Raw genomic sequence first — 17,337 nt, 5'->3', positions numbered from 1 at the left:
TGGTTTCAGCTACCCGTGAGCAAAAGCTGGCCGTTTAGAACGGCCCCTTGTTTTGCAAATGGCCCGCTTGTTGCTTGGCCGTTCAGCGAATAGCGCGGCCTTCCGCATTGAAGAAGTGGGTGTGCCCGTCCTGGAACGCGAGACCGACATGAGCCCCGACTTCGAATACGTCTGACCCCGGTGCGCGAACGGTCAGCGTCTGCTCATCGTCGAGCGTCACGTACAAATAGGTATCGGCGCCAAGATACTCGATCACGTCGATCCGGCCGTGGACGAGGCCTTCGCTATCCGGGGTTATGGTGATGTGCTCGGGCCGGATCCCGACACGCGCGGCGGACGCGCCGCCCTGGCCGTAGGGAAACAGCCCAGAGCCGTGTCCCGAAACGGTGAAGCTGTCGCCGGACGTGGTGCACGGCAGCACGTTCATCTTTGGCGAGCCGATGAACTGCGCGACGAAGAGGTTTCCGGGCCGTTCATACAGTTCCCGCGGGCTTCCAACCTGCTCAATCTGGCCTGCCGATAGCACGACGATCTTGTCGGCGAGGGTCATCGCTTCGACCTGATCGTGGGTGACGTAGATCATCGTTGCGTTCAGGTTCTGGTGCAGCTTGGCGATCTCGAAGCGCATCTCAACGCGCAAGGCCGCATCGAGGTTCGACAGCGGTTCATCGAACAGGAACGCTGCCGGCTCGCGGACAATGGCCCGTCCGATCGCCACCCTCTGACGCTGGCCGCCGGACAGCGCTTTCGGCCTACGGTCAAGGTAGTCGTCGAGCTTCAGGACATTGGCCGCATAGGCGACTTTTTCTTCGATCTGCGGTTTGGCAATGCCGGCAGTCTTCAGTGGAAAGCCGACATTCTCGCGCACCGACATGTGGGGGTACAGCGCGTAGGACTGGAAGACCATGGCGAGGCCCCGCTCGGAGGGTGGGGCGGTCGCGACCGATTTGCCATCGATGAGGATGTCGCCGCGGCTGGTCTCTTCCAGGCCCGAGATCATGCGTAGAAGCGTCGATTTTCCGCATCCTGACGGGCCAACGAAGATCACGAACTCGCCATCGTTGATCTCAAGGTCAACGCCCTTGATGACTTGCAGATCGTCAAACCATTTTTCGACCGCCTTCAGTTCAATCGCGCCCATAGTTCCCCCTGATCAAATCCTCGATGTGGGCACGGCGGTTGGCGCCCACGGTGCACCGATGGCGGCGAATTGCAGCCATGCCGCAGCGGTCCATGAGAAGGCCACCCCGCCCGCCGGGTTGCCGTTGTTGCAATCGAAATACTCCGCAAAGCCCGCGCTGCGGATGAGTGTTCGGGTGTCGTCCCACACCTGCAAAGCTTCGCGAACATGGCCGTGGGTAAACAGGCCCCGTCCGATCATCATATTCATGAAGGCCCATACCGGCCCACGCCAGTAGCGCTTGGGATCGAAAACAGGTGTGTCGGGATCGTGGCTGGCGACGCCGTAACCGGTCTTGCGGCGGATGCGATGATAATGCTCCAGCATGGCGCGCTTTTGCCGGGCGCTGCCGGTTTCGGCGAAAAAGCAAAGCAGTGCTGCGTTTGAAACGCCGAGGCTATGCTGCGAGGACCTCAAATCGAGCGAGGTGAACGTTTGTTGCTCCTCGTCCCAAAGGCGCTGCGTTCCGGCTTCCCCGCGCGCGATCCACTCCTCAAGGTCCGCCATATCGTCCAGTTTCTTGAGCGTCTGCGCCATGCGCATCAGGGCACGATCAGCGGCGAGCAAAATGAAGGTGGAGCCCGGGTCGGCGACAAAGAACGGGTTGCGGGTTCCTATATCGCGGGCGTTCCAGCCCAGCGATCGTCCGAACTCAACTAGCGCGATATAGCGGTTGTATTCCTCGTGGGTCGGTCGCATGGCCGCATCAACATGCTGCAAGTCCCGCCGCTCATACGGCGTGACGTTGGAGCCGTCGACGGCTTCCATTGCATCGTCCCAGTCGGTGCTGTTGTCACGACCTGACTCCCATGGGTGGGTAACAGCCACGACCCCCAGCTGCCCCGGGTCGCGGTAATCGTGCCACCAGCGATGCCAACGCATGAGCGCGTCGAAAACGCGCGATGCGCGCTCAAGGCTGCTGCGCCCTTCACTGCGTTTAAGTAGCTCCTCGGCGCAAAAGGCTGCGACGGGAGGCTGGGAAATGCCGGACGTGGCGATGGGCCGCTGGGTGTCCCAAACCGACGGGCCGGGGAAGTAGGAGGGAACCTCCTCGTGGAAGATGATGTGGGGGATCATTCCATCTGGCCACTGATGGGTGACCAGCGTTTCGATTTCGGTCCACGCGCGATCAAGATCGAACGCCCCGAAGCCCATCGCGACGATCGCTGAATCCCAGTTCCACTGGTACGGATACAGGCCCGCTGTTGGCACCGTGTAGCCGCCACGATCATTACCGGCGATGATCGATTGTGCAGCTTGGGTCAAAGCTTCATCAGAAATCGGCAACACATCTTCGAGGGCCACAAGGCTATCCCTTTACTGAGCCGGCGGTCAGGCCCGCCACCAGAAACCGCTCGAGCCATAAAAAGATCACGAGCACCGGCACCGTCGCAACAACCGCGCCAGCCATGAGATGCTGCCTTGGGACTTCCGAAGAATTGAGAGAGACGACCCCGCGCGAGAGCGTGAAGATCGAGGGGTCGTCGAGGAACATGAACGCGAAGAGGAACTCGTTCCAGGCGATCATGAACACGTAGAGCGAGACCGAAGCGAGCGCGGGCAGGGCAAGCGGCAGCGTGATCTTCATGATCACGCCAAACCGTGTGAGGCCATCCATCAGGCCCGCTTCTTCAAGCTCAGCCGGCAGGCCTTCAAAGTAACCCTTGAGCATGTAGAGCGCGACCGGCACCGTTGTGGCCGGATAAACGATCAACAGGCCGAGAAGCGAGTTCCGCAGCCCCAGCTGCGAGAAGACCGCGTAAAGCGGGATCACCAGCACGATAGCCGGGACCATGTAGATCAGAAGGATAGAGCGTGCGAAGGCTTGCCGACCTGTGAAGCGCAGCCGCGCAACCGCGTATGCGCCCGGGATCGAAAACAGCAGCGTCAGGATGACCGTCGCTGTCGAGACGATGAACGAGACCAGCAGATAGCGGCCGAAATTGAATTGTGTGAACAGTTCGATGTAGCTGGAAAACAGACCCTCGGCGCCGCCTTCGAAGCTGATAGACAGGTCGAGCGGGTTGGCGAGAAGCTCCGACTGGTTTTTCAGCGATGTCATGACCATCACGTAGAAGGGCAGGGCAACCATGACCGTGAAGATCACGTAGCCTAGACCCTTCATCGTGCGGATGAACGCTTCTTCGCGTTTGTAACGCGAGACTCCCGTAATGGGCAGGTCGCCGATGATGACCGCGCTGCCGACGACCGTGAGATAGGCGAAGATGGCCAGCGCGACCGCTTGTGCGGCCGGGACGTTCTCTACGCTGAGGCCGAAGGGCATTGCGAACGTGACCGCCAGAAGCGCGACCAGCAACACGATGGCTGCGACGATCTTCGCGCGCAGACTTTGGCGTGCATGGGGCGGGTTCGCGCCGAGATAGACGCCCATCAGCAGACCGGCAAGCGCGGCGGAGCCTGCGGGCGGGGCGGCAAAAGCGCCGGTGACGAGGCCCAGCGTCACGCCAACGACGATCATGACGACAAAGCCGCTCAGCGCGCCGATGGCTGCGCTCATGATCGTGCCTGCGCCAAGGCCAAAGCCGCCTTGCGGTGCTTCATCAGCCGACCGATCCGGGGAGAGGGAAGTGTCCATCGTGGCCATGATCAGGCACCTCCCTCTTTCGGCGAGAAGCGGAAGAAGACCAGAGCAAACGCGAGCAGGACAAAGAACACGACCACGGCAACCGCTGCGCCCGCGCCGAGGTTCGACAAAGCAAACCCCTGCTCATAGACCTGGACGGTGAGGGTGCGTGTCCCCGCTGCGCCCCCGGTCAGCAGGAAGATGTCGTCAAACTTGTTGAAGGTCCAAATGAAGCGCAGCAGAAACAGGACCGAAAGAATGCCGATCAGTTGGGGTAATGATAGGTACCAAAATTGCTGCAGCGGTGATGCGCCGTCGATTTCCGCCGCTTCGTACATGTCGGTGGGAACAGCCTGCATTGCTGCCAAGATGAACAGGAACGAAAGCGGGAAGTAGCGCCAGGCCTCGAACGCGATCACGGTCGAAAGGGCGACGGGGAACTGAAAGGTCAGACCGAGGATCGTCACATCGACTTCACGAGTGCCGAAAAAATTGATCGGTGCACCTATAAGCCCCATCTCGACGAGCATCGCGTTTATTGTGCCCGAAAACGGATCAAGCAGGATCAGCCAAGTGAAAGCGACCGCGATGACCGGGGCGACATAGGGGAACAGCAACAGTCCGCGCAAGATACCGCGCCCCTTGAAGGCCGTATTGAGAAGTTGCGCCGCGAACAGGCCAACCACCAGCGCGCCGGCGGTCGAGAAAACCGTGTAGTAGATGGTGACGCGCAAGACCGACCAGAACTCGGAGGCCGAGAAAACGCGCTGGAAATTTTCGGCTGTGAAATCAAGGCTGGTCAGCACATTGACGCCAGACCCTGTGACCAGGGGATCGGTGTCACGCACATCGGAAGGCGCGTCAAGAAACGCCTGGGTAACCTCCGCTTCAAGCTCGAAACGTTCACGGAACCCGCCTTCGAGATCACCAAGCGCGCAAGTCAGATTACGGCCGTCCAACGTGCACCGCTGATCGAGCGCAGTGACCGTCAGGCCAAGGGGAATGGTATCGCTGAAGCCCGCTTCGATGACCGGTCGCTCCGGCGATGAGTTGCGGATGCGGTACTGAAGTTCCACCACATCGCCCACCGCGTCAGCGTCGCCGCGCAAGCGTTCGGTGACCAGCGCTGTCGGCGCGCGCAAATCCGCCAATTCCACCGGTTTGACCGATATCCAGAAATTGGCCAGCAGCGGCCCCAGAACAACGAGAATGATGATCAGCGCGGTGGGTAACAACATGCCCAACGCAAGCTTTGCTTCGCGCTTGCGCATCGGACCCGCGCCTCTTGGAGGCTTGGCTTCGGACTGCTGGACTGCAGCAGCAGGTGTGTTTTCAGCCATCGACATCTGGGATGCCTCGAAAAATGGCGGCATTGCCGCCTGTCAGGCAATGGGAGGCGCGCACGATCGTGTGCGCGTCTCCTTCACGTGTTGGCATTTATTCGACTGCGGCCGCCAACTCTTCGTTGATGATCGCAACGGTCGCCGCCGCATCGCGTTCGCCGTCGATGAACTCGCGCACATACCGATTGATGATCTGCGTGTTGATAATCTGCGATGCGATGGAAAGCTGATTTTCGCTGACGCCCCAGCGATCCGCCGTTTCGAGACCCGAAACGATCTCCGAGATCACCTCTGCAGGGTAGAGATCGGATAACGGAGCGCGGCGATCAACGCCGACATCAAGCATCGACCAGGCATCGACAAACGCGGTTGGGTCATCGGACGTGCCGCGGCGGACCGGGAACTTGCCTTCGGGCGCAATGGACAAGGTCGATGTGTAGCCATCACCCATCGAAAACTCGACAAAGGCTTGTGCTGCATCGAGGTTCGCGCCGGATGTGATGCCCATGTAGCGGATGTCCGCCCACGCAGCGCCATCGGGGTTGGACGGACCCGAGAAGGTGGTCACGATGCCGGTCTTGGAGGCAAGCTCTGATGATGTTGGGTCATCATTGATGGTAGGGGGTGCGCTGTCGCGCAGGCCTGCCAGTTCATCAAGGATGAAGGGCGACCAGATGATCATCGCCGCCTGCCCGGCGAAATACAGTTCGCGCGACTGTTGCCAGAACAGATCGCCCGGAGGGGACGCTTCGGCGATGGCCTTGTAGAATTCGAGGACCTCGACGGTGGCCGCTTCATCCAGCGGAGCAAACCCATCGGCCGAGACCGGTGAAACGCCGTTCGCCAGGAAGACATGTTCGAGCACCTGGCTCATGAAGTTCTCGTCGATCTTTGTCGCGGCGACGAAACCGAACAGTTCTGGCGGATTGTGCAGCGCTTCGACGGCAGCCAGAATGTTGGCGTAGGAGGTGGGTGGCTCAAGGCCTGCTTCTTCAAACAGATCAGCGCGGTAGACCACCATCTGGGTCCAGCCATCGACGGGGACCGCAGCGTACAGCTCGGCTTCAACGGACGCCATTTCCAACGCGCCGGGCGCGAACGTGTCTGCGCCCAGATCATCGATGATGTCCGTTGCGGCATCGGGGTCGAGGATGCCCGCTTCCGTCCATGGGAAGACATATTGGAGCGTGTGGTAGATCACGTCTGGCAGGTCACCAGCAGCGAAGGCGGCCGTTGCACGGGTGCCCAAGTCAGACTCGGTCACCGGAATGACCTCGACTTCCGTCCCTGTTGCTGCTTCGAAGTCGGCGGCCATCTGCTGTTGGATGGCCAGTCGCTCGGGCTGCTCTTCGGTGGTCCAGAAACGGATGGTTTCGGCGTTGGCGGCGCTTGCAAGCATGGTCGTTGCGAGCAGTCCGCTCAACAGCGCGGTGGTGCGCGTCATGGGTGATCCTCCCAGATCGTTTGAAGCCTCTTGCGGGCATGGGGCATCTTGGCGTGCCCGCAGGCCCTGTTCATCAGGGCTCGGTCAAATTGGGTAGCCAATAATGCCGGTCCCGTCCAGCCTTCAAACCGGTGTCGAGATGCGCCAGCGTGGCAAGTTGAACGCGACCGGTGACTAGCTGCGCCAGCGCAAAACGCGATTTTCGATCAAGCCGAGCAGGAAATTCATCAGGACGCCAAGCACCGAAAGGATAATTACGCCGGCGAACAGCCGCTCAAGATCGTAGAGCGATCCCGCTTCGAGAATGTAGGCGCCAATCCCGCGCCGTGCGCCCAGCATCTCGGCGGCTACCAGCAAAATGATCCCGATGGCGACCGAGACGCGAAGCCCTGAAAAGATGCCGGGCATCGCACCAGGCAAGACGATCTTGCGCACGATGGATGCCCAGGACAGCGAAAAGCTCTGACCCATGCGGATCAGTGTGCGATCGACATTGTCGACCGCGCCATAGGTTGCGACAACCATCGGCGTGAAGGTTCCCAGCGCAATCAGCGCGTATTTCGACCCTTCGCCGATGCCGAACCAGATGATGAACAGGGGGAGAAGCGCGATTTTGGGGATGGGAAAGATCGCCGCCACCAGCGGCACAAGGCCGGATCTCGCGTAAGAAAACAGCCCGATCATGATCCCGACGGCGACCCCTGCAGCGCAGCCCATCGCCGTGCCGACGAAAAACCGCGTCAGAGACGGCAGAAGATGATCGATCAGGGCGCCGGTGCGCCAGAGTTCACCGAAAGTACCCGCAACATCGCCAGGGCGCGGCAATGTCAGGCTCGAGATGAAACCGTACCGCGTTCCCAACTCCCAGATCAGTACAAGCGCCGCAAAGACCACAGGGCCAATCCAGTAGATGGTGCGCGTTCGGAACCCGCCGCCGCGGAAGCGCACGGACGTATTGGACGTATTCGACGTGCCTGGGCGCGAGCCCCCGCTCGAGACCTCAGCCATGAACCAGCTCCTGATCGGCCGCCTGAGCCTCTTCGCGCATCAGATCCCACAGCCTTGCCTCGGTGGCGACTAGGTCGCTGTCGGTGCGAGAGCGCTGGTCGAGGGGTGTTTCAATGCTGATGATCTCGCGGATGGTTCCCGGCCGTCGCGACAGGACCACGATGGTGTGCCCCAACCTCACCGCCTCGGCGAGATTGTGCGTTACGTAAACAGCGGTGAAGCGCTCACGGGCCCACAGCGCAATGAGATCATCCATCAACAGTTCGCGGGTCTGGCTGTCGAGGGCCGAAAGCGGCTCATCCATGAGCATGACGGCAGGGTTGACGGACAGCGCGCGCGCAATCGCGACACGCTGCTTCATGCCGCCTGAAAGCTGTTTGGGAAGCGCGTCGGCAAACTCGGTTAGTTTCGTCCGGGCCAGCACATCGGCGATGATGGCAGCTTGTTGCGCGGCACCGAGGCCGTGGTCTTCAAGGACGAGCGCGATGTTGCCCGCTACCGACCGCCACGGAAGCAGCGCAAAGTCCTGGAAAACATAGGTTAGCGGATTGAGGCTGCCTGCCGGCGGTTCTCCGCGCTGCACCACGCGCCCCGCGCTTGGTCGCTCGAGCCCGCCGATCAGGCGCAAAAGCGTCGATTTTCCGCAGCCCGATGGCCCAATGATCGAGACGATCTGCCCCTGCCGGATATCCAGATCGATTTGGCGCAGAACTTCCAGATGGCCGTACTCGTGCGAGAGCGCCTCGATAGCAAGGTCCATATGGCCTGCGCCTTATCTCACCAGAAGCAGTGGAGCCCGCTTCTGGTTCTGCTGTGAAAAGCCTGTTCGTCAGGCCTTACATGGTCTCCACGTACGATCCGTCCACCAGATTGTCCATCGATGCGCTTTCATCGATCAGCCCTTCGGATTTGAACCAGTTCATCTGGTTTTCAAGCGAGGTGGTGTTCAGCGCCGCGCCTTCATTGATCCGCATCGCACCGTTGACGATCGCCGGACGCGCGGCATCAAGCTCACGGTCGGTGTAGACGTATTTGTGGATGAGCTGGACCATCTCCTCAGCGCCGTCCTCGCCTTGCGTCTTATCGACAAGGGCCGCGTTGAAGTCGGCGGCACCGCGCGAGAACGCAGCGATGAACGCTTCACTTTTCGCGCGCTCATTGGCGGCGTTGTCCGACGAGGTGAACACCGTCGTCACCTGATAGTTGGGCAGATAGTCAGCGACATCCCCGATGATGTGGACGGCACCGCTGGCGTCGAGCGGCTTGGCGATGTGAGGAACAATGGACCAGGCATCGACCTGATCGGACCGCAGGGCCCCGATGATGTTGCCGACGCCCTGGAGTGGCTGGAACTCGACCTCGACCCCTTCGGCTTGGGATATCTTAGAGCCCATATAGTGGAACGACGAGCCGGCTTGCGTGACGGCCCATGTCCGCCCTCCGAGGGCTGACGGGCTGTCGACACCATCCGCCAGCGCTGCGTTCGAGACGACGATTTTCTGCCCGTCGATGCCCTGCTCTTCGGACAGAGCACCACCGATAACTTTAGTTGCTCCGCGCTCGGCCAGTGAGATCAGCGCACCGGAAACGGCGGTCACCGCGAAATCGGCGTCGCCCGCAGCGATCGCCAGAGCCATCGGCTGAGCGGCCTGGAAAAACTCGAAGTTCACATCGAGCCCGGCGTCGTCGAAGTAGCCTCGCTCGAAGGCAACAAAGCTTGCGGCGTGGCTGGTGAAGCGAAGTGCGCCAACGGTGATGGCTGTGTTGGCATAGGCGGGTCTGCTGAGAAGTGGGGCAGCGGCCGCTGCGCCCATCAACCCCATGGTCTGGCGGCGTGTCAGCTTGGTCATGATGTTCTCCCTCATCTCGCGCGCTTTTGTCTCGTTGTTTTTGGCTGCGCGTTTGTGGGGCAGGGATAGGCGAGTGCGGTAAGGGTGGCAAGACTGGTTCCGCAGCGCCTACGCTCGTGCCGCCGACTGCCTAAGTGGCCCGGTCTCCGAACCACATGCGGCGTAACAGCTCCGTGCCGCGCATTTCATGCATGGTAACCGCAGCCAGGTGCACAGCGATGAACCCGATAAGCGTAAACGCAATGAATGTATGCGCTGCTCGCGTCGGCAGGTCGTCGAAGGTTGCTGGGAGCGGATCGCCTGAGCCGAAAAACACGATCGCCGGCAAGCCCGCCATCACACTCATGGCCATGCCGGTGCCGACCATACCGAAGACGAGGGCATATGCCAGTAGATGCACGGGACGCGCGATGCGGTTGAGAAATGCCGACCCGCTGTCCGGCTCGGGCGGCTTGCTTGTGCGGAAGCGGACAATCAGCCGAACGGTGATCAAGATGGCGATCAGGCTGCCGGCTATCATGTGCCCGAAAAGCGCTCCGATCTTGTCGGGTGAATCATTGGGGATGCCGTCGAGGATCGCCATGCCACCAATCAGCGACATGGTCAGCAGGATCGCCAATGCCCAATGCAGCGCCACAAGCGCTGGGTGATAGCGGTTGACGCCCGATGGGTTCGCTTGTGCCATGGTCCATTCCTCGAAGCTTTGGCCGCTCTGCGCTACCCGCTTAGACTAGCGCGACTATGTGGATCGGCCAGTGAATTTGCTCAAAGCCTGGAGCTTCAGCGCGGCTTCACGCCGTTCAGGATGATCGATAGCACGGCTTGGCTGGCCTGCTCATGAAAACCCGGACTGCGCGGTTGCCCGCCGGTGACGGCGTCGATCTGAGCGTCGAAGTCGGCATAGTGCTGCGTCACAGACCAGATCATGAAGATCAGGTGGTAGGGGTCGACCGGCGCCATCTTGCCCGTATCGATCCAGTGCCGAATGATCCCGGCTTTTTCATCGACAACGCTTTTCAGGCGACCTTCGAGAAAGTCCTTGAGGATCGGTGCGCCGGCAATGATCTCGGACGCGAAAAGGCGGGAAGCTTCCGGCCTGTCCATCGACATTTGCATCTTGAGGGAAATGTAGCGCCGCAGTTCCTCCACGGGATCGCCTTGCGGATCAAGGGTCAGAAGGGGACTGAGCCACTCCTCCACGATCTGCTCCAGACAGGAGCGATAAATCGCTTCTTTCGACGGGAAATAGTAAAGCAAGTTGGGCTTGGACATGCCCGCTTTGCCGGCGATCGCGTCAATGGTTGCTCCATGATAACCGCGCACGGAAAACTCGGTCATCGCAGCTGATGATATTGCGGCGCGATTGGCGCGCTGAATGCGGCTTGCTTTCGGCACGGCCTGCCCTCCTCCTTTGCCGCCTAAAATCTAACGCGTGAAATGGATTGCGCGCAAGTTACTCTTTAAGATCAATGGCATTGGACCAGTTGGTCAAAATCTTGACGCGGGCGGCGCGGCGGTCTTCACTGCAAACGGTTCGATCATTGGGGACGCGACACAGGGGAACGCACAATGGGCATGCAAGGCAGCCAGCCTGGGGAAAATCTTCGGATCAATCCCGATCGGCTTTGGGATACCATTCACGAGATCGCTGAGATCGGCCCGGGCGTTGCCGGTGGCAACAACCGGCAGACCGTTACCGATGAGGATGGCGAGGGCCGCAGGCTGTTCCAGCGCTGGTGCGAAGAGGCCGGCCTGACGATGGGCGTCGACGAGATGGGCACCATGTTCATGCGGCGCGAAGGGACGGACCCTGACGCGCTGCCCGTCTATGTCGGTTCGCACCTCGACACGCAGCCGACCGGTGGGCGCTATGATGGCGTGCTGGGGGTGCTGGCGGGCCTTGAGATCGTGCGCACGCTCAATGATCTCGACATCAAGACCAAGCACCCGATTGTTGTGACCAACTGGACCAACGAAGAAGGCACACGTTTTGCGCCGGCCATGCTGGCGTCCGGCGTTTTCGCAGGCATTCATGCGCTCGATTGGGCCTATGACCGCGTCGACGCGGAAGGGAAAAAGTTCGGCGACGAGCTGGAGCGCATCGGCTGGAAGGGCGAGGAAAAGGTTGGTGATCGCAAGATGCACGCCTTTTTTGAGCTGCACATCGAACAGGGCCCGATCCTCGAAGCCGAAGGCAAGGATATTGGCGTTGTCACGCACGGGCAGGGGCTGCGCTGGATCGAATGCACGGTGACAGGCAAGGAGAGCCATACGGGTTCGACGCCGATGCCGATGCGAAAGAATGCGGGGCGTGGCCTCGCGCAGATCACTGAGCTTGTGCACCAGATCGCGATGGACAATGCACCCAACGCGGTGGGCGCCATCGGTCATATCGACGTCTACCCCAACAGCCGCAACATCATCCCCGGCAAGGTGGTCTTCACCGTGGACATCCGATCGCACGAATTGGACCGGCTCCAGCGGATGGTTGCGCGTTTTGAAGAGGAAGCGCCAAAGCTGTGTGAGGCGATCGGCGTTGAACTGTCGTGGGAAAGCGTCGGTTCGTTCGACCCGCCTGCCTTCGACGAGGGCTGCGTGACGATGATCCGCGAGGCGGCGGAGCGTCTCGGCTACAGCCACATGAACATTGTGTCTGGCGCGGGGCATGACGCCTGCTGGATCAACCGGCTGTACCCGACCGCGATGGTCATGTGCCCCTGCGTCGATGGCCTGTCGCACAATGAGGCCGAAGAGATCACCAAAGAGTGGGCGCGCGCCGGGGCGGATGTGCTGTTCCACGCGGTGGTGGAGAAGGCGGAGATCGTGGGGTGAGTGAAGCGTTCTTCACTTGGCGCGAGGCCCCGGATCAAGTCCGGGGCTTAGCCAATACGAGCCAAGCCCCGGACTTGATCCGGGGCCTCCTGGCTCATTCGCAAGTCCCGGCCTTGAGCCGGTACCTCGAGCGCGTGGCACGCCGATGAGCTGCCGATGAGCTTCTGGGTCTACATTCTCGCAAGCCGGCCTCACGGCGCCGTCTACGTTGGCTCAACTGGAAACTTGCACCAGCGCGTTGAGCAGCACCGATCTGGCTCGGTTTCGGCGCACACCAGACGCTATGATATTCATACATTAGTCTGGTGCGAAGAGCATGGAGAACGCCACTTGGCAGTCAAACGAGAGCATCAAATCAAACGCTGGAGGCGCGCTTGGAAAGATGCGCTCATCCCAGAAATGAACCCGACTTGGCGTGATTTGAGCGCTGAACTTATCGGCTAGAACTGCGCGAGGTCCCGGATCAAGTCCGGGACTTTGCGAGATCGGGAAATGACCCCGGATCAAGTCCGGGGCTTGGCTCTACACCCTTCAAGCCCCGGACTTGATCCGGGGCCTCGAGCACAATGAGGCACCAACCATGACCACCACCATCAAGAACGGCACGATCGTCACCGCCGATCTGACCTACAAGGCCGACATTAAAATCGAAGACGGCAAGATCGCCGAGATCGGGCCGAACTTGTCCGGCGGGACCGAATTGGATGCATCTGGCTGCTACGTGATGCCCGGTGGGATCGACCCGCATGTGCATCTCGAAATGCCGTTCATGGGAACCTACTCGTCGGACGATTTCGAGAGCGGCACGCGCGCGGCGCTTTCTGGCGGCACGACGATGGTGGTCGATTTCTGCCTGCCGAACCCCGAGCAGAGCCTTCTTGAGGCCATCGACCGCTGGGACAACAAATCGACCCGCGCGAACTGCGACTACTCCTTCCACATGGCGATCACCTGGTGGGGTGAGCAGGTGTGGAACGAGATGGAGACGGTGGTCAGAGACAAGGGCATCAACACCTTCAAGCACTTCATGGCCTACAAGGGCGCGCTCATGGTGGATGATGATGAGATGTTCTCATCGTTCCAGCGCTGCGCCGCGCTGGGTGCCCTGCCGCTGGTGCATGCCGAGAACGGCGATGTGGTCGCGCAGCTTCAAGAAAAGCTGATGGCCGAGGGCAACAATGGCCCCGAGGCGCACGCCTATTCGCGGCCTGCCGAGGTCGAAGGCGAAGCGACCAACCGCGCGATCATGATCGCCGATATGGCGGGTGTGCCGGTCTACATCGTGCACACCTCCTCCGAGCAGGCGCACGAAGCCATTAGAAGGGCGCGGCAGAACGGAATCCGCGCTTATGGCGAACCGCTGATCCAGCATTTGACGTTGGACGACAGCGAGTACACCCACCCCGATTGGGACCATGCGGCGAGGCGCGTGATGTCTCCCCCGTTCCGGGACAAGAAGCATCAGGATTCGCTGTGGGCGGGCCTCGCAGCGGGGTCACTGCAAGTGGTGGCGACCGACCATTGCGCCTTCACCACTGAGCAGAAGCGCAACGGCGTTGGTGATTTCCGCTTGATCCCGAACGGCACCGGCGGGCTCGAGGACCGCATGCCGATGCTATGGACCTATGGCGTTGCGACCGGTCGGCTGACGATGAACGAGTTCGTCGCGGTTACGTCCACCAACAGTGCCAAGATCCTGAATATGTACCCGAAAAAGGGCGCGATCCTTGAGGGCGCGGACGCGGACATCGTGGTGTTCGACCCGAATAAGGAAAAGACGATCACCGCCAGCGCCCAGCAATCGGCCATCGACTACAATGTGTTCGAGGGCAAGCACGTCAAAGGCCTGCCGCGCTACACGCTCACCCGTGGGGTTGTCGCGGTGGATGACGGTGCCATCAAAACGCAGGAAGGCCACGGCAAGTTCGTTAAGCGCGAGCCGTTCCAGGCCGTCAATGCGGCCTACTCAACGTGGAAAGAGATCACGGCTCCGAGGAAGGTGGAGCGGACGGGTATACCAGCGAGCGGGGTTTAAACCGCTCCTGATGGCTTATCCGAAGGGCACCTGGTGGAAGGCCTCGCTTCTAGCCGCGACGCTTGGCTGGCTGGGAGCGGTGCTGCCGATGATAGCTTTTCCGCCGCCGGATGCTTCAGAAAATTGGGCCACTATGGTGCTTTTTTCTGGCGCGATATTTGGGCTTCCAATTGCGATCGTTGCAACGTTTTTTGTCGGCGGGCCGATCCTGTGGGTTCTGCTCCAAAAACTAGTTAGTTGGTTGAGGGCGGCGTCATTGGGTGCTCTTGTGCCGGCTATCATGATCCTGATGGCCGGCCTCCTTTCCTGGTATCCAGACTTTTACGCTTCGGTACGTGAGGCGCGTGAAGCGGCTGGATTATTCGAGGCCGTTCCTAGGGTGTTGGCGACGGACGTGTTTGTCTGGCCCCGGGTTTCTATAAGCGACGGCGTTGAGCTAGCCTTGTTCATTGCTGTTGGGGTTGGGACCGCACTAGCGTTAAGGGCGGTTCTCGGACCGGGCCATGCGCCAAGCGGATGAGTCTGTCGAAGCTGGGCCACCTCTACCGCACTTACCCTAGGCCTTGTGCCTAGGGTCCATAAGATGCTGGCTAACCCAAAGCGTCCCCAAAGTTCCCATGGATCCTAGGGACAAGCCCTAGGATGACGTCTTGTGGTCGGGGCTGGTTTTGTGCAGTTTTGAGGCATGCTCAGAGACAGGGCATTGCTAGACTGATATGAAGGCCCGTTCTTGACCGCCCCACCCATTATCTCCGCAAAAAACCTCGATCTCGTCTTCAAGACCGGTGACGGCGATGTTCACGCCCTATCGGACGTCAATCTGGACATTCAGAAGGGCGACTTCGTCTCGTTCATCGGGCCGTCGGGCTGCGGCAAGACCACTTTCCTTCGCGTGATCGCAGACCTTGAACAGCCCACTGGCGGCAGCATCACTGTCCAGGGCACGACACCAAGAAATGCGCGGCTCGACCGGGCCTATGGCTATGTGTTTCAGCAGCCCGCGCTCTACCCGTGGCGCAAGATCGAAGACAATGTCACCCTGCCGCTAGAGATCATGGGCTTCACAAAGGCCGAGCAGCGCCAGCGAGCGCAAAAGGCGCTGGAGCTCGTTGACCTTGCCGGCTTCGGTAAGAAGTTTCCATGGCAATTGTCCGGCGGGATGCAGCAGCGTGCGAGCATCGCGCGCGCGCTGGCGTTCGACGCGGATATCCTCTTGATGGACGAGCCATTCGGCGCGCTCGACGAGATCGTCCGCGATCACCTCAACGAGCAGCTTCTGGCGCTGTGGGCGCGGACCGAAAAGACGACCTGCTTTGTCACCCACTCGATCCCCGAGGCGGCGTATCTCTCCACCCGCATCGTGGTCATGAGCCCGCGCCCGGGCCGCGTCACGGATGTCATCGAGTCAACGCTTCCCAAGGAACGCCCGCTCGATATTCGTGAGACACCCGAGTTCCTCGAAATCGCGCAACGCGTGCGGGATGGGCTTAGGGCAGGGCATGCCTATGAGGAGGCGAACTAAGGTGTTTGTGGGTTCACTCGCCTATCTGGCCCGTATGGAAGACGAACTTGTCGAACGTTTGGAATGTCAAAGACATCAAGATGGCATCCCCGATGTCACGGATAACGAGCCTGCCCATTACGACAGATCGGCATATCGCCAGACTGAGAATTCCGTATTGCTTGTCGGCATCTTTTCGCTTGTTGAGTCCGTTCTTCAAGTGAGTTCTTTTGAAGTCGCCAACAAGCGGCCGCGTTGCTTCAAAGAACTTCTACGCGATCAATTTTCTTATCTGGGTCCCGAATTGATCAAGGAGCTGGAATTCTGGTCTCGCGTTGTCAACGTGCTGAAACATGGCAACGGTCCATCGTACAAAAAACTGGAGGAGCTGAACGCTGAGCGCTCAAAAGATAAGCGCGTAACGCTTATAGCGCGAAAGGAAGGGTCCTATACAAGAAACGGGGAAACGTACGTTACCTATCCGTTTGTGCTTGGACCTTTGCCCTATCTTGTCGAGGTAACGCTCGATGACGTGAGTGAGTGTTGCTCGGTTATTCGACAAGTCTTTCATGCGGTTTTTGAGCACGAGCGCATCGAAACCATTGAACGAGTTCGCAGGGAGGCGGCACATAAATGATCACCCGCTCCGTCCTCCCCATTCTCACCGTTCTCGGGATCATTCTCGCGGCCTGGTACGCTGGGACGATTGGCATGAACTGGCGGGTCGAGACCGAGCGGCTCGAGCGCATGGGGCTTGAGCGGACCTTCATGGAGAAGGTCGAGCTGACGATGCAGATGGACCGGCCGATCCTGCCGGCGCCGCATCAGGTCTGGGCGGAAATCCAGTCGTCCGTCTTCGAGCGGTCGCCAACCTCGCGCAGGAGCCTTGTCTACCACGCCTGGATCACGCTCTCCTCGACGCTGGTCGGCTTTGGTATGGGCACACTGCTGGGCATTCTACTCGCCGTGGGTATCGTGCATTCGCGGGTGCTCGACAAATCGCTGCTGCCCTGGATTATCGCGTCCCAGACGATCCCGATCCTCGCCATCGCGCCGATGATCATCATCGTGTTCAACACAGTTGGAGTGACGGGGCTGATCCCCAAGGCGTTCATCTCGACCTATCTGGCGTTCTTCCCTGTCGCGATCGGGATGACCAAGGGTCTGCGGTCTCCAGAGGCTATGCATCTCGATCTGATGCACACCTACAATGCGAGCCGATCGGAGATTTTCTGGAAGTTGCGGTTGCCGTCGTCGCTTCCCTATCTGTTCGCCTCGATGAAGATTGCGGTGGCGATTGCGCTTGTCGGCGCCATCGTCGGTGAACTGCCCACCGGCGCCGTCGCAGGGCTCGGCGCGCGGCTCCTGTCCGGTTCGTACTATGGCCAGACCACACAGATCTGGTCGGCGCTGTTCATGGCCGCCTTCATGTCGGCGCTGCTGGTCTATTCCATCGGCTGGATAGGCGCGTGGGTGAACAAGCGCATGGGTGCGCGCGAGGTGAACGTGTGACCGGCACCGGCATTCTCATCGCGGCACTTGTTTTCTGGCTGCTCGCCT

Annotated in this window: 17 protein-coding genes; 7 read left to right on the top strand and 10 right to left on the bottom strand. The window is 60.3% G+C overall.

The features are described 5' to 3' along the window. Positions 1 to 82: 82 nt before the first annotated feature. From ugpC to AAF739_04150, 10 genes are all read right to left on the bottom strand, one after another. Positions 83 to 1,141: a sn-glycerol-3-phosphate ABC transporter ATP-binding protein UgpC gene (gene ugpC, locus AAF739_04195; protein MEM6381852.1), complete on the bottom strand. Its 1,059-nt coding sequence runs from the start codon at positions 1,139 to 1,141 to the stop codon at positions 83 to 85. A gap of 12 nt (positions 1,142 to 1,153) precedes the next feature. Further along, positions 1,154 to 2,485 (bottom strand): trehalase family glycosidase, encoded by a 1,332-nt coding sequence (locus tag AAF739_04190; protein ID MEM6381851.1) that lies wholly within the window; start codon positions 2,483 to 2,485, stop codon positions 1,154 to 1,156. A 4-nt stretch (positions 2,486 to 2,489) separates the two neighbouring features. Next, the gene (locus AAF739_04185; protein ID MEM6381850.1) at positions 2,490 to 3,698 is read right to left on the bottom strand and encodes a carbohydrate ABC transporter permease; all 1,209 of its coding nucleotides are present in this window, start codon (positions 3,696 to 3,698) and stop codon (positions 2,490 to 2,492) included. 89 nt (positions 3,699 to 3,787) lie between these two features. Continuing rightward, positions 3,788 to 5,110: a sugar ABC transporter permease gene (locus tag AAF739_04180; protein MEM6381849.1), complete on the bottom strand. Its 1,323-nt coding sequence runs from the start codon at positions 5,108 to 5,110 to the stop codon at positions 3,788 to 3,790. A 91-nt stretch (positions 5,111 to 5,201) separates the two neighbouring features. Then, positions 5,202 to 6,551 carry an extracellular solute-binding protein gene (locus AAF739_04175; GenBank protein ID MEM6381848.1) on the bottom strand — a complete coding sequence of 450 codons (1,350 nt, stop codon included), beginning with the start codon at positions 6,549 to 6,551 and terminating at the stop codon, positions 5,202 to 5,204. A gap of 174 nt (positions 6,552 to 6,725) precedes the next feature. Then, positions 6,726 to 7,559, bottom strand: coding sequence for an ABC transporter permease (locus tag AAF739_04170; GenBank protein MEM6381847.1), 834 nt, complete (start codon positions 7,557 to 7,559; stop codon positions 6,726 to 6,728). After that, positions 7,552 to 8,319, bottom strand: a complete 768-nt coding sequence (locus AAF739_04165; GenBank protein ID MEM6381846.1) for an ABC transporter ATP-binding protein — start codon at positions 8,317 to 8,319, stop codon at positions 7,552 to 7,554. Before AAF739_04165 ends, AAF739_04170 begins: the two co-directional genes overlap by 8 nt. Before the next feature lie 76 nt (positions 8,320 to 8,395). Then, on the bottom strand, positions 8,396 to 9,409 hold the full coding sequence (locus AAF739_04160) for an ABC transporter substrate-binding protein (protein ID MEM6381845.1): 1,014 nt from the start codon (positions 9,407 to 9,409) through the stop codon (positions 8,396 to 8,398). A 130-nt stretch (positions 9,410 to 9,539) separates the two neighbouring features. Next, positions 9,540 to 10,094 carry a cytochrome b/b6 domain-containing protein gene (locus tag AAF739_04155; protein MEM6381844.1) on the bottom strand — a complete coding sequence of 185 codons (555 nt, stop codon included), beginning with the start codon at positions 10,092 to 10,094 and terminating at the stop codon, positions 9,540 to 9,542. Positions 10,095 to 10,189: 95 nt separating this feature from the next. Next, positions 10,190 to 10,804, bottom strand: coding sequence for a TetR family transcriptional regulator C-terminal domain-containing protein (locus tag AAF739_04150; protein MEM6381843.1), 615 nt, complete (start codon positions 10,802 to 10,804; stop codon positions 10,190 to 10,192). 174 nt (positions 10,805 to 10,978) lie between these two features. Here AAF739_04150 and AAF739_04145 point away from each other — a divergent pair, with 174 nt between their 5' ends. The 7 genes from AAF739_04145 to AAF739_04115 all read left to right on the top strand — a co-directional run bounded on the left by AAF739_04145 (position 10,979) and on the right by AAF739_04115 (position 17,289). Beyond that, on the top strand, positions 10,979 to 12,241 hold the full coding sequence (locus tag AAF739_04145; protein ID MEM6381842.1) for a Zn-dependent hydrolase: 1,263 nt from the start codon (positions 10,979 to 10,981) through the stop codon (positions 12,239 to 12,241). Between the two features lie 156 nt (positions 12,242 to 12,397). Then, positions 12,398 to 12,685, top strand: coding sequence for a GIY-YIG nuclease family protein (locus AAF739_04140; protein ID MEM6381841.1), 288 nt, complete (start codon positions 12,398 to 12,400; stop codon positions 12,683 to 12,685). Positions 12,686 to 12,821: 136 nt separating this feature from the next. After that, positions 12,822 to 14,276 (top strand): dihydropyrimidinase, encoded by a 1,455-nt coding sequence (gene hydA, locus AAF739_04135; protein ID MEM6381840.1) that lies wholly within the window; start codon positions 12,822 to 12,824, stop codon positions 14,274 to 14,276. A 10-nt stretch (positions 14,277 to 14,286) separates the two neighbouring features. After that, positions 14,287 to 14,796, top strand: coding sequence for a hypothetical protein (locus tag AAF739_04130; protein ID MEM6381839.1), 510 nt, complete (start codon positions 14,287 to 14,289; stop codon positions 14,794 to 14,796). Positions 14,797 to 15,006: 210 nt separating this feature from the next. Next, complete coding sequence (locus AAF739_04125) at positions 15,007 to 15,798, top strand: ABC transporter ATP-binding protein (protein MEM6381838.1); 792 nt, start codon at positions 15,007 to 15,009, stop codon at positions 15,796 to 15,798. Between the two features lie 7 nt (positions 15,799 to 15,805). Next, positions 15,806 to 16,414 (top strand): hypothetical protein, encoded by a 609-nt coding sequence (locus tag AAF739_04120; GenBank protein MEM6381837.1) that lies wholly within the window; start codon positions 15,806 to 15,808, stop codon positions 16,412 to 16,414. After that, on the top strand, positions 16,411 to 17,289 hold the full coding sequence (locus AAF739_04115) for an ABC transporter permease (GenBank protein MEM6381836.1): 879 nt from the start codon (positions 16,411 to 16,413) through the stop codon (positions 17,287 to 17,289). Before AAF739_04120 ends, AAF739_04115 begins: the two co-directional genes overlap by 4 nt. Positions 17,290 to 17,337 lie beyond the last annotated feature (48 nt).

This window comes from Pseudomonadota bacterium, from assembly GCA_039024915.1.
In the GTDB taxonomy this organism is placed as follows: Bacteria; Pseudomonadota; Alphaproteobacteria; order Rhizobiales; family MH13; genus MH13.
The sequence above is the reverse complement of the archived record's forward strand: the minus strand, read 5'-3'. Positions and strand labels throughout refer to the sequence as shown.